21 protein-coding genes are annotated in these 18,980 nt (G+C 43.4%); 10 read left to right on the top strand and 11 right to left on the bottom strand.

Annotation, left to right across the window (positions count from 1 at the left end; genetic code table 11):
• Nucleotides 1-59: 59 nt before the first annotated feature.
• Nucleotides 60-2,420 (bottom strand): glycosyltransferase, encoded by a 2,361-nt coding sequence (locus ABWT76_RS16960; protein ID WP_072160783.1) that lies wholly within the window; start codon nt 2,418-2,420, stop codon nt 60-62.
• A 504-nt stretch (nt 2,421-2,924) separates the two neighbouring features.
• Here ABWT76_RS16960 and ABWT76_RS16955 point away from each other — a divergent pair.
• The 4 genes from ABWT76_RS16955 (at nt 2,925) to ABWT76_RS16940 (ending at nt 4,694) form a co-directional block, all read left to right on the top strand.
• Nucleotides 2,925-3,701 (top strand): COP23 domain-containing protein, encoded by a 777-nt coding sequence (locus ABWT76_RS16955; protein WP_054466913.1) that lies wholly within the window; start codon nt 2,925-2,927, stop codon nt 3,699-3,701.
• A 61-nt stretch (nt 3,702-3,762) separates the two neighbouring features.
• Nucleotides 3,763-3,948 (top strand): hypothetical protein, encoded by a 186-nt coding sequence (locus ABWT76_RS16950; protein ID WP_054466914.1) that lies wholly within the window; start codon nt 3,763-3,765, stop codon nt 3,946-3,948.
• Between the two features lie 153 nt (nt 3,949-4,101).
• Nucleotides 4,102-4,422 carry a 2Fe-2S iron-sulfur cluster-binding protein gene (locus tag ABWT76_RS16945; RefSeq protein WP_054466915.1) on the top strand — a complete coding sequence of 107 codons (321 nt, stop codon included), beginning with the start codon at nt 4,102-4,104 and terminating at the stop codon, nt 4,420-4,422.
• Between the two features lie 95 nt (nt 4,423-4,517).
• Nucleotides 4,518-4,694, top strand: coding sequence for a hypothetical protein (locus ABWT76_RS16940; RefSeq protein WP_190879235.1), 177 nt, complete (start codon nt 4,518-4,520; stop codon nt 4,692-4,694).
• 52 nt (nt 4,695-4,746) lie between these two features.
• Here the strand turns inward: ABWT76_RS16940 and ABWT76_RS16935 are convergent, their stop codons facing one another.
• Nucleotides 4,747-4,965, bottom strand: a complete 219-nt coding sequence (locus ABWT76_RS16935) for a hypothetical protein (protein ID WP_231636807.1) — start codon at nt 4,963-4,965, stop codon at nt 4,747-4,749.
• Between the two features lie 61 nt (nt 4,966-5,026).
• On the opposite strand from ABWT76_RS16935, the gene ABWT76_RS16930 reads away from it, so the two are divergent.
• Together ABWT76_RS16930 and ABWT76_RS16925 are read left to right on the top strand one after the other, a co-directional pair.
• Nucleotides 5,027-6,151 (top strand): DUF3326 domain-containing protein, encoded by a 1,125-nt coding sequence (locus ABWT76_RS16930; RefSeq protein WP_054466916.1) that lies wholly within the window; start codon nt 5,027-5,029, stop codon nt 6,149-6,151.
• Between the two features lie 137 nt (nt 6,152-6,288).
• Nucleotides 6,289-6,885, top strand: coding sequence for a CPBP family intramembrane glutamic endopeptidase (locus tag ABWT76_RS16925; RefSeq protein ID WP_054466917.1), 597 nt, complete (start codon nt 6,289-6,291; stop codon nt 6,883-6,885).
• Between the two features lie 490 nt (nt 6,886-7,375).
• Here the strand turns inward: ABWT76_RS16925 and ABWT76_RS16920 are convergent, their stop codons facing one another.
• The 4 genes from ABWT76_RS16920 to ABWT76_RS16905 form a co-directional block, all read right to left on the bottom strand.
• Nucleotides 7,376-8,152: an SDR family oxidoreductase gene (locus tag ABWT76_RS16920; protein WP_054466918.1), complete on the bottom strand. Its 777-nt coding sequence runs from the start codon at nt 8,150-8,152 to the stop codon at nt 7,376-7,378.
• Between the two features lie 337 nt (nt 8,153-8,489).
• Complete coding sequence (locus ABWT76_RS16915) at nt 8,490-8,786, bottom strand: NUDIX domain-containing protein (RefSeq protein ID WP_054466919.1); 297 nt, start codon at nt 8,784-8,786, stop codon at nt 8,490-8,492.
• Between the two features lie 65 nt (nt 8,787-8,851).
• A complete protein-coding gene (locus tag ABWT76_RS16910; protein WP_054466920.1) occupies nt 8,852-9,520 on the bottom strand; it encodes a glycosyltransferase family 2 protein in 669 nt (222 codons plus the stop codon).
• 223 nt (nt 9,521-9,743) lie between these two features.
• On the bottom strand, nt 9,744-10,544 hold the full coding sequence (locus ABWT76_RS16905) for an FkbM family methyltransferase (protein WP_054466921.1): 801 nt from the start codon (nt 10,542-10,544) through the stop codon (nt 9,744-9,746).
• A 114-nt stretch (nt 10,545-10,658) separates the two neighbouring features.
• Between ABWT76_RS16905 and ABWT76_RS16900 the strand changes: the two genes are divergently transcribed.
• Nucleotides 10,659-10,943 carry a hypothetical protein gene (locus ABWT76_RS16900; RefSeq protein WP_054466922.1) on the top strand — a complete coding sequence of 95 codons (285 nt, stop codon included), beginning with the start codon at nt 10,659-10,661 and terminating at the stop codon, nt 10,941-10,943.
• Between the two features lie 436 nt (nt 10,944-11,379).
• Entirely contained in the window at nt 11,380-11,757 is a 378-nt protein-coding gene (locus ABWT76_RS30705) for a hypothetical protein (protein WP_054466923.1), read from the top strand.
• A 542-nt stretch (nt 11,758-12,299) separates the two neighbouring features.
• Here the strand turns inward: ABWT76_RS30705 and purN are convergent.
• The 3 genes from purN to pbpC form a co-directional block, all read right to left on the bottom strand.
• Nucleotides 12,300-12,968: a phosphoribosylglycinamide formyltransferase gene (gene purN / locus ABWT76_RS16890; RefSeq protein ID WP_054466924.1), complete on the bottom strand. Its 669-nt coding sequence runs from the start codon at nt 12,966-12,968 to the stop codon at nt 12,300-12,302.
• A gap of 78 nt (nt 12,969-13,046) precedes the next feature.
• Nucleotides 13,047-13,205: a hypothetical protein gene (locus ABWT76_RS16885; RefSeq protein ID WP_156331812.1), complete on the bottom strand. Its 159-nt coding sequence runs from the start codon at nt 13,203-13,205 to the stop codon at nt 13,047-13,049.
• Nucleotides 13,206-15,638, bottom strand: coding sequence for a penicillin-binding protein 1C (pbpC, locus tag ABWT76_RS16880; protein WP_054466949.1), 2,433 nt, complete (start codon nt 15,636-15,638; stop codon nt 13,206-13,208).
• Between the two features lie 568 nt (nt 15,639-16,206).
• Between pbpC and ABWT76_RS16875 the strand changes: the two genes are divergently transcribed.
• Complete coding sequence (locus ABWT76_RS16875) at nt 16,207-16,734, top strand: hypothetical protein (protein ID WP_054466925.1); 528 nt, start codon at nt 16,207-16,209, stop codon at nt 16,732-16,734.
• A 209-nt stretch (nt 16,735-16,943) separates the two neighbouring features.
• Here the strand turns inward: ABWT76_RS16875 and obgE are convergent, their stop codons facing one another.
• The gene (gene obgE, locus ABWT76_RS16870) at nt 16,944-17,960 is read right to left on the bottom strand and encodes a GTPase ObgE (protein WP_354634659.1); all 1,017 of its coding nucleotides are present in this window, start codon (nt 17,958-17,960) and stop codon (nt 16,944-16,946) included.
• Nucleotides 17,961-18,023: 63 nt separating this feature from the next.
• On the opposite strand from obgE, the gene ABWT76_RS16865 reads away from it, so the two are divergent.
• Nucleotides 18,024-18,230 (top strand): hypothetical protein, encoded by a 207-nt coding sequence (locus tag ABWT76_RS16865; RefSeq protein WP_156331813.1) that lies wholly within the window; start codon nt 18,024-18,026, stop codon nt 18,228-18,230.
• 182 nt (nt 18,231-18,412) lie between these two features.
• On the opposite strand, the gene ABWT76_RS16860 is transcribed toward ABWT76_RS16865, so the two are convergent.
• Nucleotides 18,413-18,766 (bottom strand): hypothetical protein, encoded by a 354-nt coding sequence (locus tag ABWT76_RS16860; protein WP_054466927.1) that lies wholly within the window; start codon nt 18,764-18,766, stop codon nt 18,413-18,415.
• Nucleotides 18,767-18,980 lie beyond the last annotated feature (214 nt).

Genomic DNA, 18,980 nt, shown 5'->3' with positions numbered 1-18,980 from the left:
CCCGGTATGAAAGCAAGAGGTGTGTTTTCTATTTTATCAGATACCCAGTTAATCCCCAATTAATCCCCAGTTAATACATTTAGTAGTCGATCGACTACCCGGTTCCAGGTGAAATGTTCTCCAATAAATTTCTCCGCAAATTTACGGGCATTAATTCTAAATTCTGGATGCGCGATCGCCCATGCCATTTGTTCAATTAAATGATCTAAATTTGGCACCAGTAAAAATACGGTTTCCTCACCAACGTTGATTGGTTGAAGGTGACTGCTAATTCCTAATGCAAATTCAGGCCGAGTAAAATCATCGGTCGGGCCTCCCTGAGTACATAAGACTGGCAAACCACAAGCAGCGGCCTCCAAAACTGGCAAATTAAAGCCTTCCGCTAAATAAGGAGAAAGATAAATATCCGCCGCTTGATAGAGTCGAATCATTTCGGAAATCGAGAGAGTTTTGTCAATATAAGCCAACCGAGATTCAACTTTTGCCGCTTCAGCTTCGGTGAGTACAGCTTTGGCAGAGTCAGTAAAAAATTGCCTAGATGCAAATAAGCTATCTGCCCCTTTTAAGACTAGCCTTGCTTGAGGATACTTGTCAACCACTGTGGCAAAGGCTTTTAACAAGAGTCTAATGCCTTTATTGTCCGATAAAATACCGATATTCAAAAACACAAATTTATCCGCAATGCTTAATTGCTGCCGTAAAGCCTTTCGTTGATCTTCTGGTAGTGGTTTATACAAATTATTATCTACCCCGTGGGGAACGACTACAACTCGGTTTGCCTCAACTCCACTGCGTAAAAAACCTTGTCTTGACCAATGAGATGGGGTAATAATTGTTACATCAGAATTTTCTAATGCTTCTGTGATAGAATTAGCACAAATTCCTGATAACATGGATTTGGTGACAATGCCTGCTTCCGTGGTACAAAATACACAGGTTTTTTTGGCGTTGCCCGGTTTTAAATTATAGGGAATGGCTATCCGCAAAATCGCGTCCACGGTTTCTGGGGGCGGTGGAGGAATTTGCTGTATTTTTTGGGCGGCAACAGGTTCAAATAATTCGGCAACAGGTTGCCAGTGGGAACGTAAGTAAGGAATATCCCGGTGGAATATTTCTACTTCTGGGCGATCGCACATTTCTAAAAGTTGAAACTGGTTGACCATTGCATAAGAATGGGGAATATTTCTCCATCCTTCTACTAATATTTTATACTTTTTATATTGGGGTGTGGCGGGTGAGGCAGAGGGGCAGAGGGGATGCGGTGAAATTTCATCCGTTAACACTGGCAATAATTTATCAATAGTGTCTTGCCAAGTGAAGCGACTATGTACCCATTTTGGCCCAGCTTTTCTGGCGCGATCGCATTCTGCATTGCGATCAATAATTTCCGTCATTAATGTAATTAAGTGATCGATATTTGGCTCTAGATAAAATACTGTATTTTCTTCCATGTTCACCGACTTTACCTGACTGGAAATACCCCAATTAAAATCAGGATGAGTGAAATCATCCGTTGACCCACCTTGGGTACAAATCACCGGCAAGCCACAAGCGGCAGCTTCCAAAACCGGCAAATTAAAACCTTCCGCTAAATAAGGAGAAACATAGACATCAGCAGCCTGATAAAGTTCTGCCATTTGCTTAGAAGAAAGATTTTCCCCCTGATACATCACTCGCGGCTTTATTTGTTCAAATTCCCTTGCGGTTAAAACATTTTTTGCCTGAAACAGTTCCTGACGGGAAGGAAAAATATAATCGCGCCCTTTTAACACTAATCTAGCTTCTGGATGGCCATTTACCACTTGAGCAAATGCTTTTAATAATCCATCAATTCCTTGGCGTTTATTCCACATCACCCCACTATTAAAGAAAATAAAATAGTCATCCCACCCTAATTTTTTTCTGAGTTGACGGCGTTCTTCTAAAGGTAATGGTTTATAAATATTTGGCTCGACCCCCAGGGGTACAACCACTACCCGGTCTGGGTCAGCCCCACTATAGATAAAACCATCTCTTGACCAATGAGAAGAAGTAACAATCGTCGTATTAGAATTAGCATGAGCTTGTGAGAAAGATGCTACTTTCATTCCCTTGAGAATACTCGGAGGCACCATACCCCATTCGGTGCAGCCAAACATTACAGTCCTTGGGGTTTTTGCGGATGCGAGGTTAAACGGACAGTAGATCCGAAAAGTAACATCTGCCTCAAAGTTTTCTGGGGGATTGGGCAGTGAATTTAAGATTCTTTCTGCGGCAGGGTCTAATAATCCTTTTACAGGTTTCCAGCTATCCTGTAGGAAGGGCATATCTCGATGAAAAATTTTCAACTCCGGTCGTTTCAACATTTCCAAAAGTTGAAAATGATTCGCGATCGCATAAGAATGAGGAATAAAGCGCCAGCCTTCAACAATTATTTGCATGGGTTTAGAGGAAGCTACGTATATTGTTATTATGGGTTATATTCGCGCAGGTATGTTGACAAATTTAATCAATAAATAAACCTGGAAATACACAAAGGGTTGTTCAAACTTCCTTTCTAGCCCTGCTCCCCGCGCGAAGCGCCATAATAGGGGAAGCGGGGGAAGCGGGGGAAACGGGGGAAGCGGGGCAAGCGGGGCAAGCGGGGCAAGCAGGGCAAGCAGGGCAAGCAGGGCAAGCAGGGGAATTCGTAGGAGAGAGAAATTTCCGTTTACCAGATGATTTCCTATTCTCTTTTTTTACTAATCATATTTAATATCTGAAGCTAAATATATGCCCAAAACAAAAGCCCACCGGCAATGCGAGGCAACCGATACCCCTGGGCGCGATCGCCACCGGGATTTTTTCTTAAAGATTTGTTACATCCTGGGGTGATAAGTATATACACCTTAAAGGAAAAAGATAAAATAAGAATAGATCGACTGGAAAGTCAGGGGATGTTAACTATGAATTTAAAACAAATCTTTTTATTTATAATTGGAGGAATGATTGCGGTTCAAATTACCCAAATAAACTTTATCTCTAATGCCAAAACTACACTGCCATCACGCACGTTTTTAGCCCAAGAAACTACTCCAAACAGTGAGAGCAATCCCAGCCAGAATCAACCGCAAGAAACTGGTCGCAGTCGCCGTCGGGACGTGAGATATCGGTTTGAATGCAACAGCGGCAACCAAACCATTCTGGCATTATATAAAGGAACCCGCAGCCGCAGCAGTAGCAGGGTTTCTTGGCATCGGGCTGGAGAACGCCAACTAATTCAATGGACTGAAGAAGGCGCCCAAGAGTTTGGCGGAAATTTGACCGCTTCAGACCGTTGCCGCGCTGTGACAACGAGGTTTAATCAGCATTTTTTGCGGCAAAGCACTCAACCGACCGTACCCCCATTAAGTGAAGGAGTGGTGCATGGAATGCCGGTAATTTGTGCCGCTGAGTCCGGTGAGTGTAATCCTAATAATATTTTGTGGACATTAAAGCCAGAAAATCGCGATACTAATGGCCGAATTATTGCTCAACTTTTAAGTGCTTTAAAAGGAGAAGCGGGGACGGGTTTAATTTTAGAAAGTGAGGATGATTTAGAAATTACTTCAATTCCGATGGATAGTTTGATTGATGGGATTATTATGCAGGAAAGCGATCGCCTAGATGCCTTAGAATTCAGTCCTGATGAAATTGACCTTGACGATGAATTTGGCGAAGATCGGGTGATATTGGCGGATTAATTTTAAATATCCGATTTGAAATCCCGCGATCGCCGATTAGTCAAATTTTAGTCAAATTCAGTTGAAACGGCAGAAAATCGCCGCAATTTCTAGTCCGGTTGCCGGTATGCGCCCCCAGGTGGGCAAGTTTTTCGGTGAGGGCGATTTATCTATAGTCTTAGTCTTTAGTCTTAGTCTTTTGACTGTCACCGGGATTCCCCGATGGATTGCTTACGGAAGCCAAGCTACAGAATTTAGGGCGATCTAGGGGCGATCGCCCCTAGATCGCCTCTATTTCATTTCAGTCAAGGCAATTGATCAATTTCTCCTGACTTGTCGCGGTAATGCATAAGTCCTGTCTCATAAAAGGTAAAATGAGCAAGTTATAAATTTATCGTTAGCTTCAGCAAGCGCGAGGAGTATGGCTAAAACTTATACCGTTGAAATTCACCATCAAGGTGAAACCCACACTTTAACAGTGGCAGAAGATCAAAAAATTATAGAAGTGGCTGAGGCATCAGGACTCCACTTGCCTAATTCATGTAATGCCGGGGTTTGCACCACTTGTGCGGGCAAGATTATCGGTGAAGGCTCTGTAGAACAGTCCGAGGGCATGGGCTTGAGTCCAGAACTGCAAAAAGAAGGCTATGTGTTACTTTGCGTCGCCTATCCGCGATCGGATCTGAAGATTGAAACCGAGAAAGAAGACGAAGTTTACGATCGCCAATTTGGGCGGGAGTAATTTCCCCAATCTTTTCTCAGATCAAATCTCCCATCGTCACGAGCGCAGAAAATTGCTCACTTGAATTTTACCAGAAACCAGAAACAAAAAATCCCATGACCACACATTTTATTACCGCAGAAATTGACCTTCAAGAGTCTCCCGTAAAATTACAACAAGAAATTGAAGCAGAACTGGAAAAACGAGGCAAACCCTTGCGTTGGGCTGTCACTTCCGTGGACAAAGAACAACAAAAAGTTCAGGTAGAAGCAGTAGTGACGGTTGATGGTTAATGGTTAATAGTTAATGGTTAATAGTTAATAGTTAATGGTTAATGGTTAATAGTTAATGGTTGATGGTTAATGGTTGATGGTTAATGGTTAATGGTTGATGATTGATGGTTGCCAGTTGCCCGGTTTTTCGTTGACAGTTAACCAGCAACGACCAACCAATAACGACCAACCAATAACGACCAACCAATAACGACCAACCAATAACGACCAACCAATAACGACCAACCAATAACGACCAACCAATAACGACCAACCAATAACGACCAACCAATAACGACCAACCAATAACGAATAACCAATAACGAATAACTATTAACCAATAACGAATAACTATGATTCAGCGTCCTTACACAGTTGTTTTAATTGTACCGACGGGAGTCGGGGCGGCAATTGGTGGCTATGCAGGAGATGCTTTGCCCGTGGCACGGGCGATCGCCCAAGTAGCCGATCGCCTGATTACCCATCCCAATGTCCTGAATGGGGCGCAGTTATACTGGCCAATGGCCAATAGCTTCTATGTAGAAGGGTACGGACTGGATCAATTTGCGGCGATGAATTGGGGATTACGACCCGTACACAAAAATCGGATCGGCCTGATTTTGGATGCGGCCATTGAATCGGATCTGCGTTGGCGGCAGTTGCAAGCGGCAGATGCCACCAAAGCCACCTTGGGACTCGATCTCACCGATTATGTAGTCACCGATCGCCCCTTAAATGTGGAACTACGCACGGTTCCTGGGGGGGCAAGTTGGGGGACGATTGGCAATCCAGACAGCTTATTGCGGGCGGCAGCGGCTTTAATCACCAAAGCAGGGGCCTCTGCGATCGCCGTGGTAGCCAGGTTTCCCGACGATCATGATTCCCCGGCACTGCAACAGTATCGGCAAGGTTCCGGCATTGACCCCATTGCCGGTGCGGAAGCGGTGATCAGTCATCTGATCGTGCGTCACTTTCACATCCCTTGCGCTCACGCCCCAGCCCTGTCACCCCTGCCTCTAGATCCGCAAATATCCCCCCGTGCGGCGGCGGAAGAGTTAGGTTATACTTTCTTACCTTGTGTCTTAGCGGGGTTAAGTCGATCGCCTCAATTCATTACCTCCACTCCCGGAAGGGGCAGAGGGGCAGAGGGGCAGAGTTCCTCTTTTCTCTCTTCTCTCTCCTCTCTCCTTCCGAAGGGGGCAGATATTTGGGCAGACCAAGTAGATGCGGTGGTGATTCCGGCAACCGCTGCCGGTGGCGGTGCGGTTTTAAGTTTCAGCCAATATCCATCGGTGCAAATCATTGCCGTTGGGGAAAATAGCACCCTGATGCAAGTAACACCAGAAGCAGTGGGCATTAACGCTGTAACAGTCAACTCTTATTTAGAAGCATTAGGGGTATTAGTAGCTCATCGGGCCGGAATTAGTGCCTCAGCCCTACGCCCGCAGATTTCTTCCCTCCGTTGTCTTGAGTGGTAGAAACCGGGTTTCTCCGCTAAGTTGATGGAAAAAAGCCAGGATTCATTAAAGAAACCCGGTTTCTGGGTCAAGTTGACCCCTCCAGACCGAAGAATCAGATAATTGTCTCTATTTTGCAAATATAAAAATAAAGATTTGTGTCAGAACAAGAACCCAAAGATTTAGGAATAGAACCCCTCACCCGACCCCAGGTTTTGGTGGCGATCGCTGTAACCGCGCTGGTTTTACTGGCGATCGCTAAACTGTGGCTCTATTTAAGCTCAGTGCAACAAATCCCCTTAACCTGGAACCCGATCGCCTTACCGATCGGCCTAGGTGTGGGGTTGGCAATTACTTTAGCCAGCGCAATCGTCTATCGACTATGGCCCGCATATCGCCGCAGTGCAGACACCTATTTAGAATTAATCCTCAAACCTTTAGTTTGGCCAGATTTAATTTGGCTGGGATTACTGCCCGGAATGAGTGAAGAATTATTATTTCGGGGCATTATGTTACCAGCATTTGGCTTAAATGCGATCGGGCTGATGTTTTCTAGTGTATTTTTTGGCGTTTTACATCTCAGCGGTCGAGAACAATGGCCCTATATGTTGTGGGCTATCTTTGTCGGCGCTGTTTTAGGTGCCTGCGCTTTATTGAGTGGCAATTTATTAGTCCCCATTGTAGCTCATGCCAGCGCCAATTGGATTTCTAGTTCTCTGTGGAAAAGTAGAAACCGGGGTTCTAAGTTAAGTTGATGGAAAAAACAATACCTTCGCCAATTGGCAAGGGTTGCAGCTAATCTCCAAGTTGCGCCACGACTCCAAGCTCCACTTTCCCTATGCCGATATGGGAGCAAGGGCAGACCGCGCAAATACGACGAGAGGCTGACCCTGGAGACGTTGACCGATGCAAACCTGAAATCGGATGCGGTTGAAAAGGACATTCAAACCCGCGTCTACCAGGCGCCAGCGTGGCATCGGAACTTCCCCGCGTTACTGAATGAATGTCGTCGTTGTCGTGAAGACTAACCTGAAGACCGGGCGGAGGGAGGGCCAAGGTGCTGCTGTTCAGCGACGACTTGTCCCTAGCTAGCGAGACCCCGATCGAATACTACTCGTTGCGGTGCCAAATCGAGTTTGACTTCAGGGACGCCAAACAATAGCGTCTCCAAAAATTTTCCATAGTATTGTTGATAGGTTTAACAATAGATAATACCGCATGAAATCCTAGTAATGATGTTAGTAATTATGTCTGATATTTATACTTATTGAGGACATCCTTACCCCCTGTAACTTGGATAATACTACCAGTAATAAAATCTGAATATCGATCGCATAAAAAAGCAATCATCCGGGCAATATCTTCTCCTGTTCCAGGACGGCCAATAGGTGTATAATCATCTTTGATTTCTCGCACATCATCAATATTTGCTTCCTTAAAATTAGCAGATATATCACCAGGACAAATCATATTTACAGTTATACCATGTTCAGCCTCTTCTATAGAAAGTGTTTTTGTTAAAGAAACTAATCCTGTTTTTGCAGCAGCAAAAGCGGAACGATATTTCCAACCAGGAGAATTTTCTGCTCTATCAAAACCAATATTAATAATTCTTCCCCAGCGATTTTCTCGCATTGTGGGAATAATTAATTTACTCAGATAGAACACACTATTTAAATTTACTTGAATGACTTTTTCCCATTCCTGTAAATCATAATCTATCATATCCTTGCGCTCAAAAACATAAGTACCTGCATTATTCACCAGAATATTAATTTTTCCAATTTTATCCTGGGCAGTTTTGACTATTTTTTCACATTCACTATAGTAACTCACATCTCCTGGGACAACAATTACTTCCACAGGATAATTATTTTCAATGAATTTTTTTAATTCATTAGCACTTTCTAAGCTAGTAATAAAGTTAACAACAATATTAATACCTTGTTTAGCTAGTTCTATTGCTGTTCTTTTCCCTAAACCTGTAGCACTTCCAGTAATTAGAGCAATATTTTTTTCCAAGAAATAACCTCCTAAATTATCACATAATCAAAATCAAAATCAGATCGCAATAAATAAAATATTGCAGTTTGTTTAGTTATTTGCAAAGAGATGAAGATTGAGTAACTCTAAATAATTAATCGTTAAATCAAATACATCATCACGTAGGACTAAATCCAGGTTGTTGGGTATTTACTGGTAAAGGTAATAACTCAAAACCATCAGTTTCAAAACCTTCTGGTAACTTAGTAAACTTAGAGATTATGCCATAATAAATAGCCTTAATTCTATCTTTACCCTGGTATTCTCTGATAATATATTCTCCTATTTGTTGCACATAATTAATAATTCCTCCTGTTTATTCCCAAGTTTCTCGCAATACAGCTTGTAGAGGTTTTTCTTCTTGATTAATTTTCCCTCCAGGTAATTCCAAACCTCTAGTTTTGTGTTTTGTTTTGTCATCACCAGATAATTTTGGTAAAATCCAAAAACTAATATCCTGTGGATGAGTATAAAATTTAGTAGAATCAAAAGTTAAATCAATTTGATAGCCACTTAAATCAAGAAAAGTCAAGTGTGATATTTTTAGACATTCTGCTGTTTGTTGATAAATATTGTTGTTGCTAAATTTTTCTTTCTGATTTGTTGGGTTCATATCATATTCCTGTGATATTTTAATTTGATTATTTTTAAAATTTGCTATGAAAAATATGGCGATTTTTACAAGTAATTAACTATACGTACTTGTTCTATAAAAGTTTTAGATAGGCTAGTTTCTGCTCTAGTATAAATATACGTTTCTGGTTCCTTGATGTGTTGAGTTTTAAAAACTTTCTCCGCCCGTTCCCAAAAATCTGTATCTTCTGAATAAGCAAGATTATTAAATCCTGATAATTCAAAGAATACATATCTTTTGCCGAAAAATGTGGGACATAAAACACATTCTTTAATACTAATTGTTTTACCAGATTGAAAATAATCACTCACAAAAAACTCTTTTTCTATTTCAAATCCACCTTCAATTAAATCAATTTCTGGATGGGTTTGCATAAATTCCCAACGTGATTCTAAATGATGAGGTTTATAAGTATCATCACTGTCAATGAATGTAATGTATTTGCCAAATGACGCTTGTATTCCCGCATTTCTCGCATAACCAACTTGACGATTTTGGTGTTTAAGATAACGGATATTCCGGTATTCCAGGAGATAGGAGTTAACTACTTCTGTAGTGTTATCTTGGCTACCATCATCAACTATAACCAATTCCCAATCCTGAAAGGTTTGCTCAATAACACTATTAATACAAGTCTTTAAATAATCTGAGCGGTTATATGTGGTAAGAATGACAGAAATTTCTGGTTTTGGGTCAAATTGGATACTGGGCATTGTTTTCAGGAATATCAAGAATACTGCAATAAAAATACCATGTTTTCTGAACAGTTTGCTAAAAAAATTAGCATTCTTGCTTTTTTAAGACTGAGATAAAAAATCATCAGGGTATTATCATCAGGGTATTGGTATTTGATGAATTAGCACTGGAAAATAGACCTGATGATATGGTAAGGCGATAGAAATCTTGTAGGAATCAGGCTAGAAGCCTAATCTACTTTTACAAACTGGCATGAGTATCATACCATGGCTCTTTAAGGTTGAGTCCTTCTATGAGCATTTTACCCCAGGGATATTTATAAATAATTCCCTGAATACCCAATATTTTATAAAACCAAAAAATGCGTTTGTAGATATTTATGGCTGCTGTTTTTGACAACCAATTACCTGGTGTTTCTTCTCCAAATGAACCGCTACAACCATACTGAAATTCATGCTCGACGTATTTTCCTTCTTTTGCTGGATAGGGACAAGTTTGTTGGGATATTTTTGCTTGGTTAATAACTTTAAATTTCTGATAACCTAGTTCTTCAAATATCTTAAATTCTTCTAGTAAATCATTCCAAGAAAGTTTTGCTGATTCTATGGATATGAATTTTGGCCTATTATCAAACTTCCTTAATGCCTTTATACACAATATATCTGCACCTTCAATATCAATTTTTAAATAGTAAGGAATGCCAAATTCTTGTAGAATATTTTCAAATCTAGTTCCTTTAACTTTAATAGCTACTGATTTAGTGCCGAGAATTTCGCCACGATGAACAAAGTCTGGGGAGATTGTTCCCCAAATACTTTTTTCTAGGTTAGAATAGAAGGTGATTTCACCATCTTGGGGAGCTATGGCAATGTTGAGAAGTTGTAGTTGACCATTGGCGATGTATGATTGTAGTTTGTTTTTTGTGAGTTGATAAATTTCTGGGTTGGCTTCTATCCCCACCACTCGAAAGCCTTTTTTTAAATAAAATTCTGTGTCCTCTCCTGTGTGAACGCCAACATCAATTATTAAGTTCTCATCCATGATTTTTGTATTTTTGTAAGCTGAATATATATTATTGTCATTATTACATAAATTGGATTTTACAATACTTCGCCAATTGGCAAGGGTGATTTTTGCGGTTCGGGGGAAGGGTGGGTGGCCAGAAAAGGTAGGATATGGAGTCAATCAAAACGTCCAGTATCCAATCTCAATCTGACCATCAATGAAATCATAGCAGCCCTAAGCACACTGAGTCAACACTTGACGCCGCGCATCCTGAACCAACTCACCGTCATCGCCGAGGCCGTGCTGGCGATGACGGGTCGCGTCACCATGCTAGCTAGGCTTGTCCCGCTCGGCCTAAAGGGGTGGGATCTATCGGACGGTAAAGCGTTTTTTTGGCGAAAAATTAGCATGGCCGCCCCTGAGAAAGTAGAATGAATCGCGCTGGCAACTCATCAAGCAGCATTGGATGGGGAGAAAGGGGGGTTTGGCTGTTGACCGGCAAGGAAACGTATGGGCTGGGCGTTTTTTTTCTTCGATTTACAACAAGCCGCTCCCCGGCCTGTGCTTTCTGAACCTGTCATTGCTTGAGGTCGAAACCCGCAAGTCCTACCCTTTGATCGCCGAGCAACTGGTGTGCGAATAAGTTCAGGGAAGTGCGCCGAAGGCCGTGCAGTTAAACAAACGGGGTTGCACCTGATCTCCAAGTTGCGCCACGACTCGACGCTCCACTTTCCCTATGCCGATATGGGAGCAAGGGCAGACCGCGCAAATACCAAGCGCAAGCGTGGCATGGGAACTTCCCCGCATTACTGAATGAATGTCGTCGTTGTTGTGAAGACTAACCTGAAGACCGGGCGGAGGGAGGGCCAAGGTGCTGCTGTTCAGCGACGACTTGTCCCTAGCTAGCGAGACCCCGATCGAATACTACTCGTTGCAGTTCCAAATCGAGTTTGACTTCAGGGACGCCAAACAATACTGGGGGCTGGAAGACTTTATGAACGTCAAGGAGACGCAAGTCGGGAATTTCGGCAATTTCTCCCTGTTTATGGTGACCTTCTCGCGGCTGTTGTGCAACAAAATGGAGAGCCTAAGTGGAGACAGTATGCTGGACTTGAAAACCGTCTTCAGGGCGCGAAAATACACGCGGCGGATATTAAATTCATTCGGCAAAAAAGGCGAGGAATTTTTAATTGATGACAAGTTTTCCCAAATCGCTGAAATCGGCAGGATAGATACTAGAGCGGCTTGAATTTTGGCGAAGGGATTGAAAAAGTCAAGATTTATTAAAAAGGCAACGGTTATCAGTACCGGGTCAAGTACCGGGTCAAGGGAATGGGGAATATTGCCATCAGTCCTGTTGCCTGTTGCCTGTTCCCTGTTGCCTGTTCCCTGTTGCCTGTTGCCTGTTCCCTGTTGCCTGTTCCCTGTTCCCTGTTGCCTGTTCCCTGTTGCCTGTTCCCTGTTCCCTGTTCCCTGTTGTTTGTTGTTGGTTGTTGGTTGGGGAACGGGGAACAGTTATCGGGGAACGGGGACAGTGAAAAGTTAAAAGTTAAAAGTTAAAAGTGAAAAGTCGTAGGGGCTTTCTGGCCATTCGTCCGTACAAGTGAAAAGTGAATAGTGATACTTCTTTTCACTTTTCACTATTCCCTGTTCACTATTCCCTGTTCCCTGTTCCCTGTTCCCTGTTCCCTGTTCCCTGTTCCCTGTTCCCTGTTCCCTGTTCCCTGTTTCCTGTTCCCTGTTGGGTTTTAGAAACCGGGTTTCTTCACTGAGAAACCCGGTTGCTAGTAATTATCTAATTTGAGCCGCCGCGATCGCGATCGCCATAGGAAAAATTTGGTGCTCTTGTACCTGAATCCGCCCATGTAAAGTTTCTGGAGTATCATCTGGCAAAATTGGTACAGCCGCCTGGATTAAAATCGGGCCATTGTCTACTTCCACCCGCGCAATATGTACCGTACAGCCGGTAATTTTCACTCCTGCTTTTAGGGCATCTTCTACCCCATGCGCCCCGCGAAAACTCGGTAATAAACTGGGGTGAATATTAATTACTCTGTCAGGAAAAGCGTTTAATAAAACTTCCGTAATAATTCGCATCCAACCGGCCATCACCACCATTTCCACATTATATTCTCGGAAAGTTTCCACAATTTTAGCGTCCAAATCTTGACGACTCTTATACTCGCGGTGGTTGAGTAAAATCGCCGGAATTCCATAGCGTTTGGCTCGTTCTACGACTTTCGCTCCAGGGTTATTGTAAATTAACACCGCAATTTCTGCATTCAATTTTCCAGAGGCGATCGCCTCTGCAATAGCCTCCACATTAGTGCCACTTCCAGAAGCCATCATCCCCAGTCTAATCTTAGCATCCGCTGGGGGATTTTCTGCCATAAAATTCGGCGGCAATACAGGGGAAATAAAGCTGGGAGTCAATTGGTCTGACTGTCTGTGGTTACTCATATTTTTACGGTCATTTTTTGATTTTACTTGATTATTTTACTTTAAAGGTTTTTTGGTCATTTATTTCTAGAAATTTTATTAAATTTTGTTTGCCGCAAAGAAAAAACAAAACCCAGCCCCCAGAAAGACTTGCTCACAGTCCCAAATATCTCTAATAATATCCTTAAGATTATAAATACTACCAGAAATAAAACTGAGAAACCCGGTTTCTGGGAGAAACCGGGTTTCTTTAATCAACTACTCATCTTTAACTAAAGAAAAGCCTCTGGGAGTTTCTCGATATTCGTCTAAGACCACTTGGAAACTAACCCGATCGCTTTTTTCCCCACTTTTCACCTCTAGAGTCCATTCCCCAATCTCTAACGGCCAAAATATTGCCTGAGAGATGGCCTGACGATGTTTACTTTTAATTAACGTTCTTTTGCCAGTTTTACTAATCAGCCACCATTCCACAGGTTCGGTCGGATTTGCTGCTAATTTAAATTCCAATTTGGGGTTGGCATCCGCTGGATCGATGAGAAAGTAGTCATCATTTTGGGGAAAGACTATTTTTAAATCATCTTTGGTTAATCGGGGTTGATTTTGTCGGGATAGCCATTCATTATATTCAGGGGATAATTCAAAGGTGTTTTCTTTTTCATAGCGAGAAAGATCGGCGATCGCAAAATATTCCAGCACCACCGAAGGACAATCTTTCGTCGGTTTTAAACCCGTAATCGCACAAATAGGCCGTTGTACCATCAGGGGCGGTGGGGCAAATTTTCCCGGTTCTTGCCCCTTTTTAGAAGCCGATTGGTGCAAATGCAGCATAATTCGATTCCATAATGGCGCTGCCCCCGTCACCCCAGAGACTTTTCTCATGCGATCGCCGCTAAAATTGCCCACCCAAGTCGCCACGGTGTAATCGGTGGTATAGCCCACGGTCCAAGTATCCCGAAAATCCGACGAAGTGCCAGTTTTCACCGCTGCGGGAAACGGTAAACTCAGCACCGAGTCCACCCCAAATGCCGCAGCCCTCGCGTGGCGATCGCTGAGGATATCGGTAATTAACGCAACGGTTTCCGGGGAACGGATCTGGGCAGGGGTGTGGGGGAAGCCGCCATCGAAGCCGCCATCGAAGCCGCCATCGAAGAAAATCCCCTCTCTTCCCTCTCTCCCCCCGCTCCCCCGCTCCCCCGCTCCCCCGCTCCTCTGTCCTGTTCCCTGTTTGGCAAACGTCAAATAAGCGTGAGCCAACTCCCAGAGACTAACTTCACCGCTACCCAGGGCTAAACCCAGGCCATAATGTTCGGGGGGTTTGTCCAAATGGGTAAAACCCAGTTGACGCAAGCGTTCCAAAAAGGTAGCGACCCCGACTTTTTCCAACACTCGCACTGCGGGAATATTTAAGGAGTTACCCAAAGCCACCCGCACCCGGACGGGGCCTTTAAAAGTTTCGCTATAGTCAACCGGGGAGTAAACTTTAGCTCCGGGAATGGGGTAATAAGTGGGAACATCGGCCAAAATGGTATTGGGACGAATGACTTTTTTTTCTAAAGCGAGTTGATAGAGAAAGGGTTTCAGGGCCGAACCCGGTTGTCGTAGCGCCTGGACTCCATCGTTTCGCCCCAGATAATCGTCAGAAAAATAATCGGGAGAACCGACATAAGCTAAGATTTCCCCAGTTTTGTTGTCCAGAACGATCGCCGCCCCGTGATTGACGTTATAGGAACTCAGCGCCCCGACCACTTCTTTGACTTGGGCTTCCACAAACTTTTGCAGGGGTAGATCGATGGTGGTGCGGACTTGGGAAACATCTTCCGGGACTTGGTTGGCTAACCAAAACAGAAAATGCGGGGCGGCGACAATACCTTGATTCGGCGGTTGTAGCTGAACTTGTTCTCGATAGGCGCGATCGCCTTCAACCGCCGTAATATATCCATCCGCCACCATGCGATCGAGCACATATTTTTGCCGCCGTTTCAGAGGTTCCCACTGATAATAAGGATTGAGGTCTGTGGGGTCGTTGGGCAAAGCGGCCAAAATGCTGGCTTGGGCAAGGTTCAGGTCAGCCGCCGGAATGCCGAAATAATTGCGGGCTGCGGCTTCTACCCCGTAGATGTTACCGCCCATAGGCAGGCGGTTAATATAGGCGGCGAGGATTTCGTCTTTGGTCATTCCCGCAGTCAGTCGCCAAGAAATCCAGATTTCCTGAAATTTATAGGGTAAGGTGCGCGGGTTGGGATGCAGCATTCGCGCTAACTGCATCGTAATAGTAGATGCCCCACTGACGATTTCTTTAGCTTGGATGGCTTCCAGGATGGCACGGGCGATCGCCAGATAGTCCAATGCCCCATGTTGATAATAGCGTTTATCCTCAGCGGCAATTGTCCCCTGGATAAATACGGGGGAAACCCGATCCAACGGCACGATCGCCGTATGTTCTTGGCTGCGAGTCAGGATTGTCCCCAAGGGTTGACCGTGGCGATCGCTAAAAATAATCGCTGCTTCCGTTTGGGCAATATCAGCCGCCCGGATCGGCACTAAATAAGGCAGCGATCGCACCCCGCCCGCCACCAAAATTGGCCAGGCAAAATAAGCCAAAAGTAGTTTTAACCGCCGCTGGTTCTGGGGGGTCCGCCATCGGCAGGGATGCCCGCCATCGGCAGGGGGGGCAGGGGGGGCCGCCATCGGCAGGGGAGCAGGGGGGCCGCCATCGGAGAAATTTTCCCCTCTCTCCCCTCTCTCCTCCCTCTCCCATAAAGCCTTCTGCAACATTTTGTGAAGTTTTTTGTTAACTTTGTTAAGTTTTTCGGGCATTTTTGCCATGACTCCTCCTCCTCTGAAGCAATAACCAGATAAAAAATTCTCTTCTCTAATGTAATCTAACGAAAATAAGCGGGAATTCGGCTAAATGTGAGCAACTTTGTTAAGAAATGATGCAAAAAAGTTGAACTTGATTAAAATTATGCTGTAATTAAATTAAGTCTAGATTAAGTTTTAACGATTCACGTTCGTCATTTACATCCGGAAACAGGCAATCAGGAAATAATCTGCTGCATCCCTAGCATTATCCATTATCCATTAAGTAATTACAAATGTCTGGGCATGGTTGGCCAGAAAAAAATTAGCCTGGAACAAACCAGAAAATGCAACCGTTTTTGTCGAGATAAATCCGCCCTGCGCCGGATCTATGTTATTCGTTGTTATTCGTTATGAAAATATCTACAAAATCCTGAAATAAGAAATCAAGGAGGGCATGATGATTGCTTGGATTAACGTCATCATTTTAATGGTCGCTACCGTTCTGGGTTTATATTTTTATGTCAAAAGTGCCAACCCAGAAAACTTAGACAGCCAAAATAATCAGAGTCAAAGCTTAAACTCGATCCGATACCAAACCTGGGCAGAACTGCTAATGACTCTAGTGGGAATTAACTATATAGTCTATTTTCTTTACCCAATTCCTCTGTCAATTCCCCAAGTATTCCCCTGGAGTTGGTGGGTTTCCGCCGCCATTGCTACCGCGATCGCATTGTTATCCATTTACTATTGGTGGCGTTCGCTGATAGAAAAAACCATCCCCATGACGATCTTAGGCAACCATGAAAGTATTTATCAATCCCAAGTCATCAGTGACTTAACTTTTTGGTTGGTCTTAGGTTTTCTCCTCCACTCCCCATTCCTCGTCTTATTTTCCTTAACTTGGATTCCTCTTTATCTGCTTCTAAATTGGTGGGAACATAGCCATTATCCCCATAACATTGAAGGTTCACTTTTGACTTAATTGATAATTGTTGATTGTTGATTGTTGTTGGTTGATGGTTAATTGTTGTTTGTTCATTGTTGTTTGTTCATTGTTGTTTGTTCATTGTTGTTTGTTAATTGTTGTTTGTTCATTGTTGATTGTTATTTGTTGTCAATTTGTTCGTTCAACAACCAACCACCAAAGAATCCCTACCCAACAAACAACAAACAACAAACAACAAACAACAATTAACCGTCAACCGTGACTAACATTCGATCCAGGATTTGCCAAACTTCTTGTAATAATGGATCTAATCCCAAACGGGTAACGGCAGAAATTTGGAAAACCGGGGTTTTTGCCAGAGATTTTAACTCGGAAATCATGCCAGCAATCTCTTCATCAGAGCGATCGCTGGCATCAATTTTATTTAGGGCAACAATTTGGGGGCGATCGCTTAATCCTCGACCATAAGCCGCTAACTCATTTTGAATTTTAGAATAGTCAGCGATCGGGTCATCACTGGTAATATCAATCAGATGCAATAACAAGCGAGTCCGTTCAACATGACGCAAAAATTCATGGCCTAATCCGATGCCTAAATGCGCCCCTGAAATCAGACCGGGAATATCCGCAAACACGGTCCCATCCCCGTTCGGTTTGCGGACTACGCCTAAATTTGGCACTAACGTAGTAAAAGGATAATCGGCAATTTTGGGACGGGCAGAAGATACCGCCGAAATTAAGGTAGATTTCCCCGCATTCGGCAACCCAATAATTCCCACTTCTGCTAATAACTTTAATTCTAGACGGAGAAATTTTTCTTCTCCATCTAACCCTTCTAGGGCATATTCTGGGGCGCGGTTTCGGTTACTCAGAAAATACTTATTCCCCAAACCGCCCTTACCCCCTTGGGCGACAATTAAAGTTTGCCCTGTCTCGACAATATCCCCAATAATTTCTTCCGTAGTCGAATCATAGACCATTGTTCCTACAGGCACTTTGACAATGCGATCGCCTCCATTAGCCCCAGTGCAATTATTCGGGCCACCCCGTTCCCCATTTTCCGCCTTAATAATTCGGTTATACTTAAAATCCAGCAAAGTTTGCAGATTTTCATCCCCCACAAAAATCACCGAACCGCCTTTTCCCCCATTTCCACCGGACGGTCCTCCCGCAGGCACATATTTTTCTCGGCGAAAAGCCACAATTCCATCGCCTCCCTTGCCACCAATGACTTGGAGTTCGGCTAAATCAATAAACTGCATTGCGTTAACTTCCTACTGTAGCGCTGATTGATTACCTTAATTTTAAGTAAAAGCGGCGATGTTATGCCAAAAATCCCAAAAAAATTATCTCTAAAAATTATCTCTTGGGAAAACGCGGAGCAAAATACCCTCGGAAAAAGCGATCGCCCTTTCAGAAACCGGGTTTCTTTTCTCGGTTCCTACGGGCGAATGAATGGCCATTCGCCCCTACATATTCACCACAGAAACCCGGTTTCTTTGCTTTGGCAATCATTCAGGTTTATGGATTAAGGGTTTAGCATCCCTTAAAACGCAAAAAGTGAAGCTTTGCCAGCTTCACTTTTGATCATACCAAGTGCATAAGTCTATTTGAGGTAAATGAAACAACCGAACCAAAATCAATCTTTGGGCAATCAATCGAGAAGCGGATTTTGACTTTCCCAGGGAATTGCCGAAAAATGAAATCGTCTTATCTATTTTCTCACCTTCTGTTTTGTATGTTTGTGCCAGTAAGCGGTGAGAACTTTCGCATCCGGTGGACCACTCAGACAGACCACCCGCAGCCCCCGCAATACATCAGAAAACTTAGCGTAAGGAGTCCATCTTAGGTTGCGATCGTTCAGGGTAAAAATAATCGCCCCTCGGCTAAATCGTTTTTTGCCATACAGTAAAGCCACAGAAATCATCGCATTACTAATAGCTCGTTGCTGTTGCCGTCGCTCTAAATGATTTAAATCTTTTCGACGATACACCGCTTCGATGCGATCTATTCTACTTTTATTTATGTCGAGATCGAGAATTTGTTGAATTTTTCGATTAGCATCCATAATAATTGCTCCATTGGAAAAACCTTGAGTTGAGAAATCTGCAAAAACCAATTAAAAACCATAAGTTCAGCCATCAAAAAAATTGCCAAAAATAAGCGAATTGTTGAAAATAAGAATCCAAGGCTGTCACCTGGATTCAGCAATTCGCTCGCTAAATCGGGAAAATTCTTTTCAGAAATCCCCAAAAATAAAAAAAAATTAAAATTTTACCGAT

It is taken from the genome of Planktothricoides raciborskii GIHE-MW2 (genome assembly GCF_040564635.1).
Classification (GTDB): domain Bacteria; phylum Cyanobacteriota; class Cyanobacteriia; order Cyanobacteriales; family Laspinemataceae; genus Planktothricoides; species Planktothricoides raciborskii.
Note: the sequence above shows the minus strand (reverse complement) of the source record. Positions and strands in the feature narration are given on the sequence as shown.